14 protein-coding genes are annotated in these 17,422 nt (G+C 66.2%); 9 read left to right on the top strand and 5 right to left on the bottom strand.

Annotated features, from left to right (window positions below):
• Nucleotides 1-101: 101 nt before the first annotated feature.
• Nucleotides 102-818 (bottom strand): ribonuclease PH, encoded by a 717-nt coding sequence (gene rph / locus ACO056_RS13710; RefSeq protein WP_421847641.1) that lies wholly within the window; start codon nucleotides 816-818, stop codon nucleotides 102-104.
• 128 nt (nucleotides 819-946) lie between these two features.
• On the opposite strand from rph, the gene hrcA reads away from it, so the two are divergent.
• Both hrcA and ACO056_RS13700 read left to right on the top strand, forming a co-directional pair.
• Nucleotides 947-2,011 (top strand): heat-inducible transcriptional repressor HrcA, encoded by a 1,065-nt coding sequence (gene hrcA, locus ACO056_RS13705; protein WP_421847639.1) that lies wholly within the window; start codon nucleotides 947-949, stop codon nucleotides 2,009-2,011.
• A complete protein-coding gene (locus ACO056_RS13700) occupies nucleotides 2,008-2,571 on the top strand; it encodes a nucleotide exchange factor GrpE (RefSeq protein ID WP_421847637.1) in 564 nt (187 codons plus the stop codon). The genes hrcA and ACO056_RS13700 overlap by 4 nt, the downstream gene beginning before the upstream one ends.
• A gap of 134 nt (nucleotides 2,572-2,705) precedes the next feature.
• Here the strand turns inward: ACO056_RS13700 and ACO056_RS13695 are convergent, their stop codons facing one another.
• Complete coding sequence (locus ACO056_RS13695) at nucleotides 2,706-3,374, bottom strand: cysteine hydrolase family protein (protein WP_421847635.1); 669 nt, start codon at nucleotides 3,372-3,374, stop codon at nucleotides 2,706-2,708.
• Nucleotides 3,375-3,531: 157 nt separating this feature from the next.
• Between ACO056_RS13695 and ACO056_RS13690 the strand changes: the two genes are divergently transcribed.
• Complete coding sequence (locus ACO056_RS13690) at nucleotides 3,532-3,789, top strand: glycine zipper domain-containing protein (protein WP_421847633.1); 258 nt, start codon at nucleotides 3,532-3,534, stop codon at nucleotides 3,787-3,789.
• Between the two features lie 21 nt (nucleotides 3,790-3,810).
• Here the strand turns inward: ACO056_RS13690 and ACO056_RS13685 are convergent, their stop codons facing one another.
• On the bottom strand, nucleotides 3,811-4,308 hold the full coding sequence (locus ACO056_RS13685) for a vgr related protein (RefSeq protein ID WP_421847631.1): 498 nt from the start codon (nucleotides 4,306-4,308) through the stop codon (nucleotides 3,811-3,813).
• Entirely contained in the window at nucleotides 4,305-4,865 is a 561-nt protein-coding gene (locus ACO056_RS13680) for a copper chaperone PCu(A)C (protein ID WP_421847629.1), read from the bottom strand. Before ACO056_RS13680 ends, ACO056_RS13685 begins: the two co-directional genes overlap by 4 nt.
• A gap of 169 nt (nucleotides 4,866-5,034) precedes the next feature.
• Here ACO056_RS13680 and dnaK point away from each other — a divergent pair, with 169 nt between their 5' ends.
• Together dnaK and dnaJ are read left to right on the top strand one after the other, a co-directional pair.
• Nucleotides 5,035-6,942 (top strand): molecular chaperone DnaK, encoded by a 1,908-nt coding sequence (gene dnaK, locus ACO056_RS13675; protein ID WP_421847627.1) that lies wholly within the window; start codon nucleotides 5,035-5,037, stop codon nucleotides 6,940-6,942.
• 74 nt (nucleotides 6,943-7,016) lie between these two features.
• A complete protein-coding gene (gene dnaJ / locus ACO056_RS13670) occupies nucleotides 7,017-8,147 on the top strand; it encodes a molecular chaperone DnaJ (protein WP_421847625.1) in 1,131 nt (376 codons plus the stop codon).
• A 205-nt stretch (nucleotides 8,148-8,352) separates the two neighbouring features.
• Here the strand turns inward: dnaJ and ACO056_RS13665 are convergent, their stop codons facing one another.
• On the bottom strand, nucleotides 8,353-10,671 hold the full coding sequence (locus tag ACO056_RS13665) for a patatin-like protein (protein ID WP_421847623.1): 2,319 nt from the start codon (nucleotides 10,669-10,671) through the stop codon (nucleotides 8,353-8,355).
• 237 nt (nucleotides 10,672-10,908) lie between these two features.
• Between ACO056_RS13665 and ACO056_RS13660 the strand changes: the two genes are divergently transcribed.
• The 4 genes from ACO056_RS13660 to ACO056_RS13645 are packed head-to-tail and all read left to right on the top strand — an operon-like array spanning nucleotide 10,909 to nucleotide 17,417.
• Nucleotides 10,909-12,294 (top strand): TIGR03013 family XrtA/PEP-CTERM system glycosyltransferase, encoded by a 1,386-nt coding sequence (locus ACO056_RS13660; RefSeq protein WP_421847621.1) that lies wholly within the window; start codon nucleotides 10,909-10,911, stop codon nucleotides 12,292-12,294.
• Between the two features lie 20 nt (nucleotides 12,295-12,314).
• Nucleotides 12,315-14,444, top strand: coding sequence for an XrtA/PEP-CTERM system histidine kinase PrsK (gene prsK, locus ACO056_RS13655; protein ID WP_421847619.1), 2,130 nt, complete (start codon nucleotides 12,315-12,317; stop codon nucleotides 14,442-14,444).
• On the top strand, nucleotides 14,441-15,832 hold the full coding sequence (gene prsR / locus ACO056_RS13650) for a PEP-CTERM-box response regulator transcription factor (protein ID WP_421847617.1): 1,392 nt from the start codon (nucleotides 14,441-14,443) through the stop codon (nucleotides 15,830-15,832). The genes prsK and prsR overlap by 4 nt, the downstream gene beginning before the upstream one ends.
• Nucleotides 15,833-15,848: 16 nt before the next feature.
• Nucleotides 15,849-17,417 (top strand): tetratricopeptide repeat protein, encoded by a 1,569-nt coding sequence (locus ACO056_RS13645; protein ID WP_421847615.1) that lies wholly within the window; start codon nucleotides 15,849-15,851, stop codon nucleotides 17,415-17,417.
• Nucleotides 17,418-17,422: the final 5 nt, after the last annotated feature.

Below are 17,422 nucleotides of genomic sequence, written 5' to 3'. Positions count from 1 at the left end.
GTCATTCCCGCGAAGGCGGGAATCCAGGGCGGCTGACGCTTCGCCTTGGGCTCTGGATCCCCGCCTGCGCGGGGATGACGAAGGGGAGTGGGCGCAAAGGGTCATTGGCCGACGGCGCGGGCCTGCGCGGCGAAGATTTCGGTGCAGCCGATGCGGGCGAGGCGCAGGAGGCGCAGGAGGCCTTCCTCGTCGTAGGTCGCGCCTTCGGCGGTGGCCTGGACTTCGGCGATATGGCCGCCCTCGATCAGCACGAAGTTGGCATCGGCATCGGCGGAGCTGTCCTCGATGTAGTCGAGATCGAGCACCGGGGTGCCCTGATGGATGCCGCAGGAAATCGCGGCGACCTTGCGGGTCAGCGGGTCTTCCTTGATTGCGCCGCTGTCCATCAGCGTCTGTACGGCAAGGCGCAGCGCGATCCATGCGCCGGAAATCGAGGCGGTGCGGGTGCCGCCGTCGGCCTGGATAACGTCGCAGTCCAAGGTGATCTGGCGTTCGCCGAGCTTCTTCATGTCGGTCACAGCGCGCAAGCTGCGCCCGATCAGGCGCTGGATTTCCTGCGTGCGGCCCGATTGCTTGCCCTTGGCCGCCTCACGGCTGCCGCGGGTGTGGGTCGCACGGGGGAGCATCGAGTATTCCGCCGTAACCCAGCCTTCGCCCTTGCCGCGCATGAACGGCGGCACGCGTTCTTCGACCGAGGCGGTGACGAGCACCTTGGTATCGCCGAAGCCGATCAGCACCGAGCCTTCGGCGTGCTTGGTAAAGCCGGTCTCGATAGTAATCGCGCGCATCTCGTCTGCGGCGCGGCCTGAAGGACGCATGGGAATTCCTTTGTCTGCTGTTTGCGCTGCCTTTAGCCCGCGCGCAGCGGAATGAAAGGCCCTGCGGCACGAAAAGACGGGGGTTGCGACGCCTTTCGCGGCGGGATGAACTGTCCTAGACAAAGGCCATGGCAGGACCCGGACTTTCAGAACTTTCGCTGCGGGCCCGCGATATCTTCCGCCTGGTGGTGGAAGGCTATATCGCGAATGGGCAGCCCGTCGGCTCGCGCACGATTGCGGGGAGCGGGGTGGTGGGGCTTTCGCCCGCCTCGATCCGCTCGGTTTTGCAGGAATTGCAGGACGCCGGGCTGCTGGCAGCACCGCATACCAGCGCGGGACGGATGCCGACCGAGGTGGGCCTGAGGCTCTTCGTTGATGGCATAATGCAGGCAGCGGAACCTTCAGCAGCCGAGCGCGCGCAGATTGAGCGAGGGCTGGCCGAGGGCGGCACGATCGAGGCGGCGCTGGCGGCGGCAAGTCTGGCCTTGTCCGATCTCTCGGCCGGGGCGGGCGTCGTCATGGTGCCGCGCCGGGAAATGCGGCTGGCGCAGATTTCTTTCGTTCCGCTGGGGCAGGCGCGCGCGCTGGTGGTGCTAGTGGGGGATGACGGCAGCGTCGAGAACCGGGTGATCGATCTCCCTGGGGCGGCCAGTGCCTCGACGCTCGAACAGGCGGGCAACTACCTCACCGCGCGCATGGCGGGGCGGACACTTGCTGAAGCGCTCAGTGCCATTCGCGCTGAAATCGCAGGGGGGCGCTCGGCGCTCGATGCGGCGAGCGCGGCGTTGGTCGAGCGGGGGCTGGCGGTGTGGAGCCGCGATGCGGCGCAGCGGCCGGTGCTGGTTGTGCGCGGGCAGGCGAACCTGCTCGACGAGGCAGCGCTCGGCGATATCGAGCGGGTGCGGCAACTGCTCGACGAGCTTGAAAGCGCGGAGGCCATCGCGGGGGTGCTCGATGCCGCGCGCGAGGCGGACAGCGCGCGCATTTTCATCGGCAGCGAGAACCGGCTGTTCTCGCTTTCGGGCTCTTCGGTGATTGCCGCGCCATGGCGTGACGGGGAGGGGCGCGTGGTCGGCGTGGTGGGAGTTATCGGGCCGACGCGGTTGAATTATGCGCGGGTTGTCCCCATGGTTGACTTCACAGCTCAATCCTTGAGCAGGATCATCACGCAGGACGGATTTACGCGAAAATGACTGATAACGACACGCGCCCGACAGATGCCGAAGTGGCTGCCGAACTGGAGGGCGTTCCTTCCGAGCTGACCGAAGGCGGCGATGTTCAGGCTGAATTGCTCGAAGCGCTGAAGGGCGATCTTGAGGCGGCGAAGCAGGACGTGCTCTACGCCAAGGCCGAGACGCAGAACGTGCGCCGCCGCATGGAAAAGGAAATGGCCGACGCGCGCGCCTATGCCGCAACGGCCTTTGCGCGCGACATTCTCTCGGTGGCGGACAACCTTGCCCGCGCGCTCGAATCGATCCCCGCCGAACTGCGCGAGGACGACAAGATGAAGAACCTTGTCGCCGGGCTCGAGGCGACCGGGCGCGAGATCGAGAAGGTGTTCGCAAGCCACGGCATCAGCCGGATCGCCGCCAAGGGCCTTCCGCTCGATCCGCACCAGCACCAGGCGATGCTGGAGATCCCCTCGAATGATGTGGAGCCGGGCACCGTGCTGCAGGAACTGCAGGCCGGCTACATGATCAAGGACCGCCTGCTGCGCGCGGCGATGGTGGCGGTGGCGAAGAAGCCGGATTGAGGGGGTTTCGCTTCCGACCATGCCACCCACATCCGCTCACCCTGAGCTTGTCGAAGGGTGCTGGCGCAGCCGCCGTGCATGATGCTTCGACAAGCTCAGCATGAGCGGGTTTGGTTGCAGGGGTGGGCGCGCGCTCAGCCCAGCAGCGCCAGCACCTCGTCCGTGTCGTAAAGATCGGCGAACACGAACGCCATGTTGTGCAGGGTGGCGGCGTGTTCGGCATCCGTCAGCGCGGCGTTGGCGTCGGCGGCCATCAGTACGCGGTAGTTGAACTGCATCGCATCGCGCGCGGTGCTTTCGCAGCAGCAGTTGGTAAGCGTGCCGGTGATCAGGACGGTATCGATGCCGCGTGCCTTGAGGACCGCGTCGAGGTCGCTCGTGCCCGGGGTGAAGCCGCTGAAGCGGTGCTTGTCGACCACCGCATCGCCGGGCTGGACATCGAGGGTCGGCCAGAAATCGTGATAGTGGGCGCCTGGCGTGAAGGCGGCGCGGTGGGCGGCGGCGCCGGTGCCGAGGCGGCGGACGAAAACTGACCAGCTGGCCGCATCGGGCGTGGTAAAGCGCAGAAACACGTTGAGGCCGCCGCCCGCGCGCACCGCGGCGCTGATGCGGTTGATGTTGTCGACGATGCCGCGCGCAGCCGGGACTTCGACCGGTGAGCCTGCTTCCATGAAGCCGTTCTGCATATCGACGCAGATATGGGCGAGGCGCTTCGGGTCGATATCATCGAATACATTGCGCACGCCCCCGCGCGCGGCGGCAACGGCATCGAGAATGGCGTGCGTGACTACGGCATGCGGCATGGGCGCGATCCTTTTCCTGCAGGGTGAAAGTGCCACGGCCCCGCCTATCTGCGCCAGAGCAGGGTGACGCACCTTTCGCGTGGCGGAACCTGCGGGGGCCCGGCGCATTGTGCCCATTGCGGGGGCACACACCCGGGGGCCGCAAGGAGAATCGACGATGAAACGCAAGATCATGCTTCCCGTAATGGCCGTGGCCGCGCTTTCGCTGGTGGGCTGTGCCCGCAACTACGGCGCTGAAGGCGCGCTGGCTGGCGCGGCAGGCGGCGCACTGATCGGCGGTGCGACGGGCGGCGATGTCGGCACCGGCGCGGCCATCGGTGCTGCGGCCGGCGCGATCGGCGGTTCGCTGATCAAGAAGCACGGCCGCTGCTATCGCCGCGACCGCGACGGCTACGAATATCAGGTCCGCTGCTGAACGGCTGCTGCGCGCGCCCGGTCAGGCTCGCCGGACCGGGAACGGCAGGACGGATTTCAGCACGCCAAGCGCAGGGGCCGCCGCATGCGGCGCACCCCTCGCCGCGAGGAAGGCGTGCGCGACGAGTTCGGCCTGCTGCTCGATGCCGTAGGCCGCGAAAGGCCGAGCCGGATCGAAACGGTAGGCGTAGCGGCAGAACGGGTGGCGCATCAGCGGGAGGTAGAACCGCCCGCGCTGCTGCGTTTGCCAGACGTGCACGAGCTCGTGGATGAAAAGGGCCTGCAGGCCGAGCGGGGCTTCGGCAAAATCGTCGCGGTAAAGCGGGCTTGCCGGGTGGAAATGCACGTGCCCCATCGGCGCCATCACGGTGCCGCGCGGCTGGAAGGGGAAGAAACGGCGGCGCCGGATCCGCACGGGTGCAAGATCGAGCGCGCCGCCGAAGACGCTCTCAGCCAGGGTCTGCTCCCCGCCCGTCAGCGGACGTTCGCCGCCAGGAGGAACCCTGAACGGCAAGGTCACATATGGTCCATCATGCCGTCCATCGCGCCGACTTCCTCGACTTTCGCGAATGTGCTCACCTTGTCGCCATTGGCGAGCGTGAAAGTGACTTCTACATCCTTGCCCGGCTTCACCGTATCGGCGAGCTTGAACAGCATGACATGGTAGCTGCCGGGCTTGAATTCGGCGGGCTGGCTTTCGCTGAAGGTTACCGCCGAGACCGGATCCATCGACGAGACGCCGTTCACGGTCTTGGTTTCATGCATTTCGGCACGCTCCGCGCCATCGACATGGACGGCCACGAGCGTGTTCGCTGCGCCTGCGCTTTGCTGGATCGTGAAATAAAGCACGCCCGGATTGCCGGGCACGGCGGGGAGCTTGATCACCGGTTCGATCACGCTGACGTTGGGCGCATTGTCGGGCGCGAGCCCATTGGGTGCAGAGCCCTTGGCATCCAATGCCACTTCCGTTTCACCGGAATCGGGCGCAGTGCCGCTGCAAGCCGAGAGGGCAAGCAGGCTTGCAGTGGCGGCAATGGCAAGGCCGAAGCCGGAGGCTCTGGAACGTATGGGGGGCATCGAGGCTCTCTCCAGTCTTGAAACGAGACGTAACATAGGCGCGGGTCTGGGCCTTGTCCCGGGCAGAAGGCGACCTATATCGCCCACTGACGGAGCTGCATAGACGAAGGCTTGCCCGGTTCGGGGGGCCGCAAGTGCAGCGTCCACAGGGCAAGGAAACAGGAACATCATGGCTAAAGTTATCGGCATCGACCTCGGCACGACCAACAGCTGCGTTGCGGTGATGGATGGCGGCACATCGAAGGTTATCGAGAATTCCGAAGGCGCGCGCACGACGCCCTCGATCGTCGCTTTCACCAAGGATGGCGAGCGCCTGATCGGGCAGCCGGCCAAGCGTCAGGCCGTGACCAATCCCGACAACACCATCTTCGCGGTGAAGCGCCTGATCGGCCGCCGCTTTGAAGATCCCATGACCCAGAAGGACATGGCGCTGGTTCCCTATGGCATCGTCAAGGGCAAGAACGGCGACGCGTGGGTCAAGGCTGGCGGCGAGGATTACAGCCCTTCGCAGATTTCGGCCTTCATTCTCCAGAAGATGAAGGAAACCGCGGAAAGCTATCTCGGCGAGACCGTGACGCAGGCGGTGATCACCGTGCCGGCCTACTTCAACGACGCGCAGCGTCAGGCGACCAAGGACGCCGGCCAGATCGCGGGCCTCGAAGTGCTGCGCATCATCAACGAGCCGACCGCGGCCGCGCTCGCCTATGGCCTCGACAAGCAGGACGGCAAGACCATCGCGGTCTATGACCTTGGCGGCGGTACGTTCGATATCTCGGTGCTCGAGATCGGCGACGGCGTGTTCGAAGTGAAGTCCACCAACGGCGACACGTTCCTCGGCGGTGAAGACTTCGACAACGTGCTGGTCGAGTACCTCGCGGACAAGTTCAAGGCCAAGGAGAACATGGATCTCCGCACCGACAAGCTCGCCCTCCAGCGGCTGAAGGAAGCCGCCGAAAAGGCCAAGATCGAGCTTTCGAGCGCGCAGACGACCGAGATCAACCTGCCGTTCATCACCGCGCGCATGGAAGGTGGCAGCACCACCCCGCTGCATCTGGTGGAAAACGTCACGCGTTCGGACCTTGAAAAGCTCGTCTCGGGCCTGATCCAGCGTACGCTTGAGCCGTGCCGCAAGGCGATTGCCGACGCCGGTCTCACCGCCAAGGACATCGATGACGTCGTGCTCGTCGGCGGCATGACCCGCATGCCGCGCGTGCGCGAAATCGTGAAGGAGTTCTTCGGCAAGGACCCGCACACCGGTGTGAACCCGGATGAAGTCGTCGCCATGGGCGCGGCAATCCAGGCCGGCGTGCTGCAGGGCGACGTCAAGGACGTCCTGCTGCTCGACGTGACCCCGCTTTCGCTGGGTATCGAGACGCTGGGCGGCATCATGACCAAGATGATCGACCGCAACACCACGATCCCGACCAAGAAGAGCCAGGTCTACTCGACTGCCGAGGACAACCAGCAGGCGGTGACGATCCGCGTGTTCCAGGGCGAGCGCGAGATGGCGCAGGACAACAAGCTGCTCGGCCAGTTCGACCTCGTCGGCATTCCGCCGGCGCGGCGCGGCGTGCCGCAGATCGAGGTTACCTTCGACATCGACGCCAACGGCATCGTGAACGTGTCGGCCAAGGACAAGGGCACCGGCAAGGAACAGCAGATCCGCATCCAGGCCTCGGGCGGCCTTTCGGACAACGACATCGAGCAGATGGTGCGCGATGCCGAGAAGTTCGCCGAGGAGGACAAGAAGCGCCGCGAGGCGGCCGAGGCGCGCAACAACGCCGACAGCCTTGTCCACGCGACCGAGCGGCAGCTTGAGGAGAACGGCGACAAGATCGACGCTTCGCTGAAGGCCGAGATCGAGGCCGCGATTGCGGACGCGAAGAAGGCAATCGAAGGCGGCGATCCGGCCGACATGAATGCCAAGACCCAGGCGCTCACCGAAAAGGCGATGAAGATGGGCCAGGCGATCTACGAGAAGGAGCAGGCTGCTGCCGCTGCACCTGGCGCCGAAGCTCCGAAGGACGCCGAAGATGTGGTCGACGCCGAGTTCTCGGAAGTCGACGACAACAAGTGATGTTGCGCTGAACCGGCCCGCCGCCTGACCTTTGGGCGCAGGCGGCGGGCCGTTGTTCTGGGATGGGAACCGCAATGTCGGCTGAAATCGATTTCTACGAACTGCTCGAGGTAGAGCGCACTGCGGACGACAAGGTATTGAAGTCCGCCTACCGCAAGCTGGCGATGAAGTATCATCCGGACAAGAATCCGGGGTGCCAGGACAGCGAAGCGAAGTTCAAGCAGATCAACGAGGCCTATGCATGCCTCTCGGACCCGCAGAAGCGGGCCGCTTACGACCGCTATGGCCATGCCGCATTTCAGCAGGGCGGCGGCGGCTCGGGCGGCTTTGGCGGCGGCGCGGATTTCGGCGATCTGGGCGATATCTTCGAAACGATCTTCGGCGGCGCCTTTGGTGGCGGCGGGCGCAGCCAAGCGCGGCGCGGCGGCGATCTGCGCTACGACATGGAAATCACGCTGGAAGACGCGTTCCACGGCAAGTCCGCCGAGATCGCGGTCGAGGTGGCGCAGAGCTGCCAGCCATGCGGCGGCACCGGCGCGACGCCGGGCACTTCTGCGCGGCGCTGCAACTTGTGCGGCGGGCACGGCAAAGTGCGCGCGCAGCAGGGCTTCTTCATGGTCGAGCGGACCTGCCCGACCTGCCACGGCCGCGGCGAAGTGATCGAAAGCCCCTGCAAGAGCTGCCGCGGCGAGGGCCGCGTCGATGCCGAGCAGAAGCTTGAGGTGCAGATTCCTGCAGGTGTGGACAACGGCACGCGCATCCGCCTTGCCGGGAAGGGCGAGGCGGGGCCGTTCGGTGCGCCGCCGGGCGATCTCTACATCTTCCTCCACATCAAGCGCCACCGCATGTTCGAGCGCGACGGGACGACGCTGCTCACGCGTTGCCCGATCAGCTTCACCCAGGCGGCGCTGGGTGGCGAGATCGAAATCCCGGGCGTCGATGGCGCGCGCCACCGGATCGAGATTCCTGCCGGCATTCAGTCGGGCAAGCAGCTGCGCAAGCGCGGGGCAGGCATGCCAGTGCTGCAGGGGCGCGGTTCGGGCGATCTGGTGATCGAGATCCAGGTCGAAACGCCGACCAAGCTCTCGGCCCGCCAGCGCGAGCTGCTGCGCGAGTTTCAGGCGACCGAGACGGGCGAGGAAACCCCGCAGTCAAAGGGTTTTTTTGACCGGATCAAGGATGCTTGGAACGATCTGACGGAGTGATCTGCGGTTCTTTTCGAACCAGCCGCTCTACCCTTTCACCTCGTCGCGGGTGACGACGGGGGTGCGCTAGTATCTTCATGCTCCCAACTCCGCTCACCCTGAGCTTGTCGAAGGGTGTTGGCGCGGTCGCCGGGTATGATGCTTCGACAAACTCAGCATGAGCGGGTTTGGGTTTGCGCCAGTGTGGGCCAACGCGGTTTGCTGTCTATCCCCCCGCAAACATCGCGTTCACTTCGGCGATGACGCCATCCACCATCCCTGCCTCGGCGGTGAGGCGCGGCTTTTCCTCGGCGAGGATGGCGAGGAACATATCGCGCTTGAAGGCGCGGATCACGCCGGGCGGGAGTGGCGGTTCGGCGGTGGAGGCGATGAGGTCGACCGTGCGTTCGGCGCCGTGGAGGCGGCCCCAGAGGTAGTCGTTCTCGCGGTAGGCCCGCGCGAAGAACGCGCCGAAATGGAAGAATTCGACCCCCTTGAGGCAGGCATACGTGCCGCCGGTGCGGATCGATACCGCGTCTTCGGGGGAGATCCGGTCGACTTTCACGGGATCGAACTCGCCCATGCCTTCGCCCTGGAGCAGGGGCAAGGTGGCAACATCGTAGAACGGGAAACCGAGATAGGCGTAGAGGAAGCGGCGGCGCAGCGGCTTGCTCATCGCGGCGAGGCCTTCGACGAGCATGGCATCGACAGCAAGGTCGATGCCGGTGAGATCGCGCCGGGCCGCGATGGCGGCGAGCACATCGGCGGGGCGGGCAAGCGCTTCGGCGGCGACCGCCGCGAAATCCTCGCCCAGCCCGGCGGCGGTCTGCTTCGCCTGATAAAGCGCCTGCGCGTGGTAGACTACGGCGCGGGCGGCTTCGCGCTCGGCCGGGCTGATCCCTTCGGCATCGTCCCAGTCCTGCGTGAGCCGGCGGGCGAGCAGCTTGAGGCGGCGAATGCGGAAACCCAGATCGTGCGCCCGGAAGAAGGCGATGGCCGCCGCGGTTGCGCCGCCTCTTTCTTGTGCCAGCCGGTCGAAGCCAAGCGTTGCGAGGTGCGCCCAGAGCTCGGCCTCGACCGCGCCGCGCGGGGGTGCCTCGATCATCGCTTCCTCGATCACTTGCGCCAGTGCAGTGACAACCCCGGCAAGCTTGACCTGCGCATAGCCGTGGAACGCGAAGCCTGCCTGCTCGGCCGCGGCCTGCTGCGCCTTGGCGCGCCATGCGGTGAGGCGCTTCTGGTTCGGATGATCGAAGAAGAAGGTATAGCCGAACAATCGCTCCACGGCAGTGTCGATCTCGCCGCGCAGGGTGTCGACAATCATCCTGAGGCGCGCCCGCTCGCGCGATTGGGCTTCGAGTGCCTCGAGGTTGTCGCGGATCGGCTGCTCGCGCGGGATCGAGGAGAGCGAGCCGAAGATCGCCGAGAAGAAGCCGACCGTGCGCTCCATGTGATCGGGCATTGCGAGGTGGGCGGGGCTGGGGTCGATATAGACGAAGCGGCGATCGACCTCGCGCTGGGCGGGCCGATCACGCAGGACGGCCATGGCGGGTGCAAAGGGCCGATTGACGAGCACCGCCCCATCGACCAGCGCGACATCCGCCAGTTGCCCGCGCTTCCAGCGGCTGGGCATCACGCGCTTGAGAAACGCCTCGCGCCCATGCCAGGCAAGCCCGCGCTGGGCGGTGAGCTGGTCCATTTCCGCGAGCATGAGCGGCGGGAAAGCGCCGGGAAAGCTCGCGGTGGACCGCGCCGCGAAGACGAGTTCGGCGCGCTCGGCAAGATCCTCCCCCGCACCCTGGGCGGCGTTGCGGCGAAAGCCGATAGCGAGCCGGTGCTCGCTTTCCTCAACCACCGGCGGGCTGTTGAGCATCAGGTCTTCGAGATGACCGTTGAAATCGGTGGCGGTGACGAGAAGGTCTAGCGGGTGGCCGGGAGGAAGCAGCGGCGCGGCAGTGCCGCCGGTTTGCGCCATGGCATCAAGCGCTTCGGCAAGGAGATGCGAAAAACCTATCCCGCTGAACGGCGGCGCGAACCAGCGCGCGCGGATGAGGTGGGAGAGCTTGAAGCGCACTTCCTTGCGCGTGCTGGCCGAGGCGACCGTGCGGCTGACGACATTGCCCGGGCGCTTCAGCAGGAACCACACCAGCGGCTGCGCCCAGAACTTGGCAAAGCGGCTCCAGGGCCGCGCATCGGGATCGAGCAGGACTTCGACATCGGCCCGCTCCAGCCACAGCGTGGTGAGCGGCTCGAGGCTCTGCCCGCTCGCCAGCGCCTGCGCGAGGAACACGCCGTTGATCCCGCCAGCGCTGGCCCCCGAGATGATATCGGGAAGGATCCGCAGCCTGAGATCGCGGGTGTGTGCGATCGTTTCGAGCAGGCGCCGATAGACGGCCTCGGCGCCGGTGCTGGAGGGCGCCTCCTCATGAAACGCGCGGCTGGCGCGCGTGGCGTACCAGATCTCCTTGGTCACGCCGTGCATGTAGACTGCAAGGCTGATCCCGCCGTAGCAGATCAGAGCCAGCCGCAGTTCCTTCTCACGCATAAGGCGTACCATGACAGCGAACGCGGCGCTTCGCCAGTGCAGTGCATGCATAAGTCATTGCTGTAAGGCGGGCCGACATTTTGCGTCCCCAGCAGCGCCAGCACGGCGAAAAATCGGGATAGGCAAAGGTTAACACGCCGAAACAGGGTGTCAGATTTACCGACGCTTTACCCCTCTGAGCCTAGAACGGCGCGAGAAGGTCCGCTCCGGACCGCATAGACGGATGATTGCGGCATCATGATCCGCCTGTTCAAGCTCTATATTCCGAACGCGGTGTTCCTGCTCGCGCTCCTCGATTTCGTCCTGCTGATTGCAGCGGGCGAGCTGGGCTGGATGGTGCGAGCGCATCAGATCGGCATCGATGGCGGCGTCGTGGTGGACCGCTGGATGCCGCTGCTGATCTTTGCGGTACTGGTCCAGACCGCGATGATCGCGGTCGGAGTCTATGGCTCGGATGCGCTGCGCTCGATGCGCTATGCCACCGCGCGCCTGCTGGTGGCGATCAGCCTTGGCATCATCGCGCTCTCGGTCGTCTATTTCATGCTGCCCGGGCACACCTTGTGGCGGTCCAACCTGTTCTACGCGATGTTCATCGCGATGGCGCTGCTGGTGTTCGTCCGCATCCTGCTTGGCGGACTGCTCGGCACTGCGGTGTTCCGCCGGCGCGTGCTGGTGCTGGGCGCGGGGGACCGGGCGGAGCGGCTGCGGCAGCTGGGCGAGCGGGTTGAAGCGGGCTTCGTCATCGTCGGCTTTGTCGGCATGAGCGACAGCGCGCCGGTGATCAAGGAAGCGATCAACCGCACTGCGATCCACAATCTTACCCGCTATGTCGAGAACCTCGGGGTCAGCGAAGTCGTGCTCGCGCTGGAAGAGCGGCGTAATGCGCTGCCGCTGAAGGACTTGCTGCGGATCAAGACGACCGGCGTCCACGTCAACGATTTCTCGACCTTCATGGAGCGCGAGACGGGCCGCGTCGATCTCGATACGGTCAATCCCAGCTGGCTGATCTTTTCGGACGGATTTTCCTCGGGCCGGATGATCTCCAGCGCGATGAAGCGCGTGTTCGACATTTGCGCCAGCCTCGTGCTGCTGCTGCTGACCGCGCCGGTGATCGCGGTGTTCGCGCTGCTGGTGAAGATCGACAGTCGCGGCCCGGCGTTCTTCCGCCAGACCCGTGTCGGCCTTTATGGCCAGCCCTTCAGCCTCATCAAGCTGCGCTCCATGCGCACCGATGCCGAAAAGGGCGGCGCGCAGTGGGCGGCCAAGGACGACCCGCGCGTGACCCGCGTGGGCAAGCTGATCCGCAAGCTGCGGATTGACGAGCTGCCGCAGGCCTGGACGGTGCTGAAGGGCGAGATGAGCTTTGTCGGCCCCCGTCCGGAACGGCCGGAATTCGTCTCCGACCTCGAGGACAAGCTGCCCTACTATGCCGAGCGCCACATGGTGAAGCCGGGCATCACCGGCTGGGCGCAGATCAACTATCCCTATGGCGCCTCGATCGAGGATTCGCGGCACAAGCTCGAGTTCGATCTCTACTACGCCAAGAATTACAGTCCGTTCCTCGACCTGCTGATCCTCCTCCAGACGCTGCGCGTGGTGCTCTGGAACGAGGGTGCGCGCTGAGCGGTAGCAGGGGCGCGCCCATGCACAGTCCGCTTGGATGGACCGGCCTCAGCCAGTGGAGCTACCTCGTCGCGGCTTTCGCGGCGATGTTGCTGACAGTGTGGCTGGCGGATCGGCGGCGGCGGCGCAAGGAAAACGGCCGCGCGCTGATCGCGGCCCTTGCGCTGACGACGGCGTGGACTTTGCTCAACTCCTCGTTCGGACCCAACGCCGCGATCACGCAAGTGTTCGAGCTGCTGCGCAACCTCTGCTGGCTGACGGTGGTCTATTCGCTGTTTGCGCGCGACAACCGGCATACCAGCGTGGTGCAGGTGCGCCCGGTGCTGGCGGTGCTCGCGATGGTCGAGCTGTTCCAGATCGTGCTGCTGGTGATGGCGATCCGCTTTGCCGGAAACCAGCCCGCCACGGCGATGATCTTCCAGCTATCGGTGATGTTCCGCCTGCTCCTGACGACCGGCGCGCTGGTGCTGGTTCACAACCTCTATGTGGGCGCCATAAGCGGACAGCGGGACGCCGTGCGCTGGACCGCACTCGCGCTCGCGCTGATGTGGGGGTACGACCTCAATCTCTACACGATCGCCTATCTTGGCCGGATGATCCCGCAGGAAATGGTGGCGCTGCGCGGCCTTGTGCAGCTGGCGGCCCTCCTGCTCGTTTCGGTGGGCGCCGTGCGCGGCGGATCGGCGCTGCGCTTTTCGCCCAGCCGTTCGGTCGCGTTCCAGTCGCTCTCGTTGCTGGTGATCGGTGGCTATCTGATCCTGATGGTTGCGGCGGCGCAATCGGTTGCCTGGCTTGGCGGCAATGTCAGCCAGCTGGCGCAATTGGGCTTTGCTTTCGCGACGACGGTGGTGATCCTCGCGCTGGTCCCTTCGGGGCGTCTGCGCGGCTGGCTCAACGTGATGCTCGCCAAGCATTTCTTCCAGCACCGCTATGACTACCGCGCCGAGTGGCTGCGCTTTACTCGCACCATCGGCCGCGGCGGGCCGGGCGCTTCGCCGCTCCATGCGCGTGTGGTGCAGGCACTGGCCGATATCACCGACAGCGCCAGCGGGATCATGCTGATCCCGGGCGAAGGGGGCGATCTCGTGCTCGCTGCGCGCTGGCAGTGGCCGACGATCGAAGTGCCTGCCGAGGCAATGCCGCTGGCTGCTGCACAGTTTTTCGAGCGGCGCGGGTTTATCGCCGATCTCGACGAAGTGCGCGCCGGAACCGACCATGAAGGCGAGGCGGCAATCATGCCGCAATGGCTGCTGGAAGAACACGGCGCTTGGGCGCTGGTGCCCCTGCTGCACTTCGACCGGCTCGTCGGCCTTGTCGTGCTGGGCCGGCCTCCGCTGGCGCGCAAGCTCGATTGGGAGGACTTCGACCTTCTGCGCGTGGTGGGGCAGCAGCTCGCCAGCTATATCGCCGAACACAACGGGCAGAGCGCGCTGCTCGAGGCGAGCCGGTTCGACGAGTTCAACCGCCGCATCGCGTTCGTGATGCACGATATCAAGAACCTTGCGAGCCAGCTGGCGCTGCTCGCCCGCAATGCCGAACGGCACGCCGACAATCCCGCGTTTCGCAAGGACATGCTGGTGACGCTGACCAACGCGGCAGACAAGCTCAATGCGCTGCTCGCGCGGCTTTCGCGCTATGGCGCGGGCGGGGTGCAGCGGATCGAGGCTATCGATGCCGCCGGTGTGATCGAAGCGGTTGCGGCGCGCTATCGCGGGGCAGGGGCAGATTGCCCGGTCTATGTGACGCCGGGCCAGCCGTGCCTCGTGATGGCGAGCCGCGAGACGCTGGAGCAAGTCCTCGCGCATCTCGTGCAGAACGCGATCGATGCGAGCCAGCCCGGCATGGCGGTTTTCCTCCAGGCCCGGTTCGATGGCCTCAACGGCGTGATCGAGGTTGCCGATACCGGCAGCGGCATGAGCGCGGACTTCGTGCGCAACCGGCTGTTCAAGCCGTTCGTCTCGACCAAGGCAGGCGGCTTCGGGATCGGCGCGTTCGAGGCGCGCGAACTGGTGCGCGCGATGAACGGCCGGCTCGAAGTCGAAAGCCGCGAAGGTCTCGGCAGCCGGTTCGCGGTGCGATTGCCGCTGGCCATGGCAGGCGCCGGCGAAACCAATCCTGACGGCACGTCAGATGACAAGAAGGTGGCATGATGATCCAGGACCGGCCTCCAGCGCCAACGAAGGCGCTGCCCAAGCTCCTCATCGTTGAGGATGACCCGGGTCTGCAGGCCCAGCTGAAGTGGGCCTACGAGGACTTCGAGGTGCTCATCGCGGGCGACCGGCAGACCGCGCTGGCCTTGCTGCGCTCGGAGGAGCCGGCTGTCGTCACGCTCGATCTTGGCCTGCCGCCCGATCCCGACGGGACGAGCGAGGGCTTTGCCGTGCTTGATGCGATCATGGCCCTGAAGCCCGATACCAAGGTGATCGTCGCCAGCGGCCACGGCGCACGCGAAAGCGCGCTGCGGGCGATCAGCCAGGGTGCTTATGATTTCTACGCCAAGCCGGTCGATATCGATGCGCTGGGCCTCATCGTGCGGCGCGCTCTGCACCTCCATCGGATCGAGACGGAGAACCGTCAGCTCGCCGAGCGGGCGCCGGAAGGCAACAGGGTGCTCGGCCGCCTGATCACCGGCGCGCCCGAGATGGTGAAAGTCGCGCGCACGATCGAGCGCGTGGCGGGGACCAATGTCTCGGTCATGCTGCTGGGCGCGAGCGGCACCGGCAAGGAACTGCTGGCACGCGGGCTGCACGAGGCGAGCCCGCGCCGGCACGGTGCGTTTGTTGCGATCAACTGCGCGGCGATCCCGGAAAACCTCCTCGAAAGCGAGCTGTTCGGCCACGAGAAGGGCGCTTTTACCGGCGCTGTGAAGACCACCGAGGGCAAGATCGAGCAGGCCAGCGGCGGCACGCTGTTCCTTGATGAAGTGGGTGACATTCCGTTCCCGCTGCAGGTCAAGCTGCTGCGCTTTCTGCAGGAGCGCACCATCGAACGCATCGGTGGGCGCCGCTCGATCGAGGTCGATACCCGCATCGTCTGCGCAACGCACCAGAACCTTGAGGCGATGATCACCGATGGGCGGTTCCGTGAGGATTTGTTCTACCGCCTTGCCGAGATCGTCGTGCGCATCCCGAGCCTTGCCGAACGGCCGGGCGATGCGGCGCTGCTGGCGAAGGTTTTCCTCACGCGGTTTGCCGCCGAGATGAACCCCTCGGTCAAGGGCTTTGCCCCGGACGCGCTGGCCGCGATCGATGCCTGGACCTGGCCCGGCAACGTGCGCGAGCTTGAAAACCGGGTGAAGCGCGCGGTGATCATGGCCGATGCCAAGCTGGTGACCGCCGCCGATCTCGATCTTGCCGAACCGGGCGAGGACGAGGCCAATCCGCTCAACCTCAAGTCCGCGCGCGAGGCGACCGACCGCAAGATGATCCGCCATGCGCTTGCGCGGAGCGAGGGGAACATCTCCAGCACGGCACGCCTGCTGGGGATCAGCCGGCCGACGCTTTATGACCTCCTCAAGCAGTACGACCTTCAGCATTAAGCGCAAGGCTGCCCTTTTGCTGGCCCTTCCGGCGCTGGCTGTCCTCGCGCTGGCCGGGCCGGCGGCGGGGGCCTCGCGGCTCGATGACGTGCGCGCCAAGGCGCAGGCGGCAATCGAGCGGCGCGATCCGGTCTCAGCGGAAGTCATGCTGCGCAGCGCGATCAAGGGCGGTGCCAGTGAGGATGCACTGCGCGCGCATCTGGGCGAGGCGCTGATGGCGGAGGGCGACCGCGCCGAGGCGCGCAAGGTTCTCGAAGGCGGGGCGTTCGCGCCCGGTACCGAGGCGCTTGGCTGGCGCGTTCGCGGCCAGATCGCGCTGGCAGGCGGCGATCTGCGCAGCGCGGCGAACGCTTTCGATACGGCGCTGAAGGCCAATCCGCGCGATTCCGATTTGTGGGTCGCGATTGCCTCGCTGCGCTTTTCGGGCGGGGAGCAGTTGCAGTCCATCGAGGCCGCGGACCGCGCCGTCGCGCTCGATCCGAAGAATGCCCGTGCGCTGGCGTTCCGGGGCCTGCTGATCCGCGAGCAATATGGCCTTGCCGCCGCGCTGCCGTGGTTCGAGGCGGGGCTCAAGGTGCGGCCCGACGATCCCGCGCTGCTTGGCGAATATGCCGCGACGCTGGGTGACATGGGCGATTACCGCGCGATGCTGATCGTGTGCCGCAAGCTGGCGCAAGTCGATCCGAAGAACCCGCGCCCCGCGTTCCTGCAGGCGGTGCTTGCCGCGCGCGCCGGGGAAACCGATCTCGCCCGCACGATCCTCCAGCGCACCGGCACCGCCTTTCGCGACATGCCCGCGGCAGTTCTGTTGACGGGCGTGCTCGAGTACCGCGCGGGGAATATCAACGTCGCTGTCGAGCAGTTCGACCGGCTGGTGCGGATGCAGCCCGATAACCTCGAGGCGCGGCAGATGCTGCTGCGCGCGCTGGCCCGGCAAGGCAGCGATCCGCTGATCACCGAGCGCTTCGATGGCGATGCGGCACAGCCCTGGGCCGCGCCCTACACGCTGCGGCTTGTCGGCGCTAGCTGGCGGCGCATGGGCAACAAGGCCCGTGCCGCAGCCCTCCTGGCAAGGGCTGAACACCCGGTGGCGCATGGGCCCGCGCCGCTTGCGACGGAATTCGGCACTTCCGTGCTCGCGGGGGCCTATGCCGATGCTCCGAACCAGGCCCAGACGGCCGTGCCCTATATCCGCGCGCTGCTCAAAGAAGGGCGCAAGGACGAGGCGCAGGCCGCAGCCGACCGGCTGCGCGATGCCAATCCGGGCGCGGCCGAAGCGCATTTGCTGGCGGGCGATGTGCGTATCTTGCGCGGCGAGGCGGCGGGGGCGCTCGCCGACTACCAGAACGGCGCGGCCATCCGCTTCAACGAGCCGGTGCTGCGGCGAATGGACGCGGCGCTGCGCGCGCTTGGCCGCACCGCTGATGCCGATGCGATGACCTCACGTTTTCTAGCGCAGAACCCGCAGAGCCTTGTCGCCATGAAGCTCCTCGCCGCAGCATGGGCCAGCGGACCGAACCGCGATGCCTATGGCGCGGTTTCGCGGGCCTTGGCCGCGCGCGGACAGCCTTCACCTGCGCAATAAGTCTC

The sequence above is a fragment of the Novosphingobium sp. genome (assembly GCF_965228995.1).
GTDB lineage: Bacteria > Pseudomonadota > Alphaproteobacteria > Sphingomonadales > Sphingomonadaceae > Novosphingobium.
Note: the sequence above shows the minus strand (reverse complement) of the source record. Positions and strands in the feature narration are given on the sequence as shown.

Excerpts from the sequence above, each read along its gene's own strand:
- dnaK (WP_421847627.1), top strand. The coding sequence starts at position 5,035 with ATGGCTAAAGTTATCGGCATCGACCTCGGCACGACCAACAGCTGCGTT.
- ACO056_RS13660 (WP_421847621.1), top strand. The coding sequence starts at position 10,909 with ATGATCCGCCTGTTCAAGCTCTATATTCCGAACGCGGTGTTCCTGCTC.
- rph (WP_421847641.1), bottom strand. The coding sequence starts at position 818 with ATGCGTCCTTCAGGCCGCGCCGCAGACGAGATGCGCGCGATTACTATC.
- ACO056_RS13690 (WP_421847633.1), top strand. The coding sequence starts at position 3,532 with ATGAAACGCAAGATCATGCTTCCCGTAATGGCCGTGGCCGCGCTTTCG.
- ACO056_RS13680 (WP_421847629.1), bottom strand. The coding sequence starts at position 4,865 with ATGCCCCCCATACGTTCCAGAGCCTCCGGCTTCGGCCTTGCCATTGCC.
- ACO056_RS13665 (WP_421847623.1), bottom strand. The coding sequence starts at position 10,671 with ATGCGTGAGAAGGAACTGCGGCTGGCTCTGATCTGCTACGGCGGGATC.
- hrcA (WP_421847639.1), top strand. The coding sequence starts at position 947 with ATGGCAGGACCCGGACTTTCAGAACTTTCGCTGCGGGCCCGCGATATC.
- dnaJ (WP_421847625.1), top strand. The coding sequence starts at position 7,017 with ATGTCGGCTGAAATCGATTTCTACGAACTGCTCGAGGTAGAGCGCACT.
- prsK (WP_421847619.1), top strand. The coding sequence starts at position 12,315 with ATGCACAGTCCGCTTGGATGGACCGGCCTCAGCCAGTGGAGCTACCTC.
- prsR (WP_421847617.1), top strand. The coding sequence starts at position 14,441 with ATGATGATCCAGGACCGGCCTCCAGCGCCAACGAAGGCGCTGCCCAAG.
- ACO056_RS13695 (WP_421847635.1), bottom strand. The coding sequence starts at position 3,374 with ATGCCGCATGCCGTAGTCACGCACGCCATTCTCGATGCCGTTGCCGCC.
- ACO056_RS13700 (WP_421847637.1), top strand. The coding sequence starts at position 2,008 with ATGACTGATAACGACACGCGCCCGACAGATGCCGAAGTGGCTGCCGAA.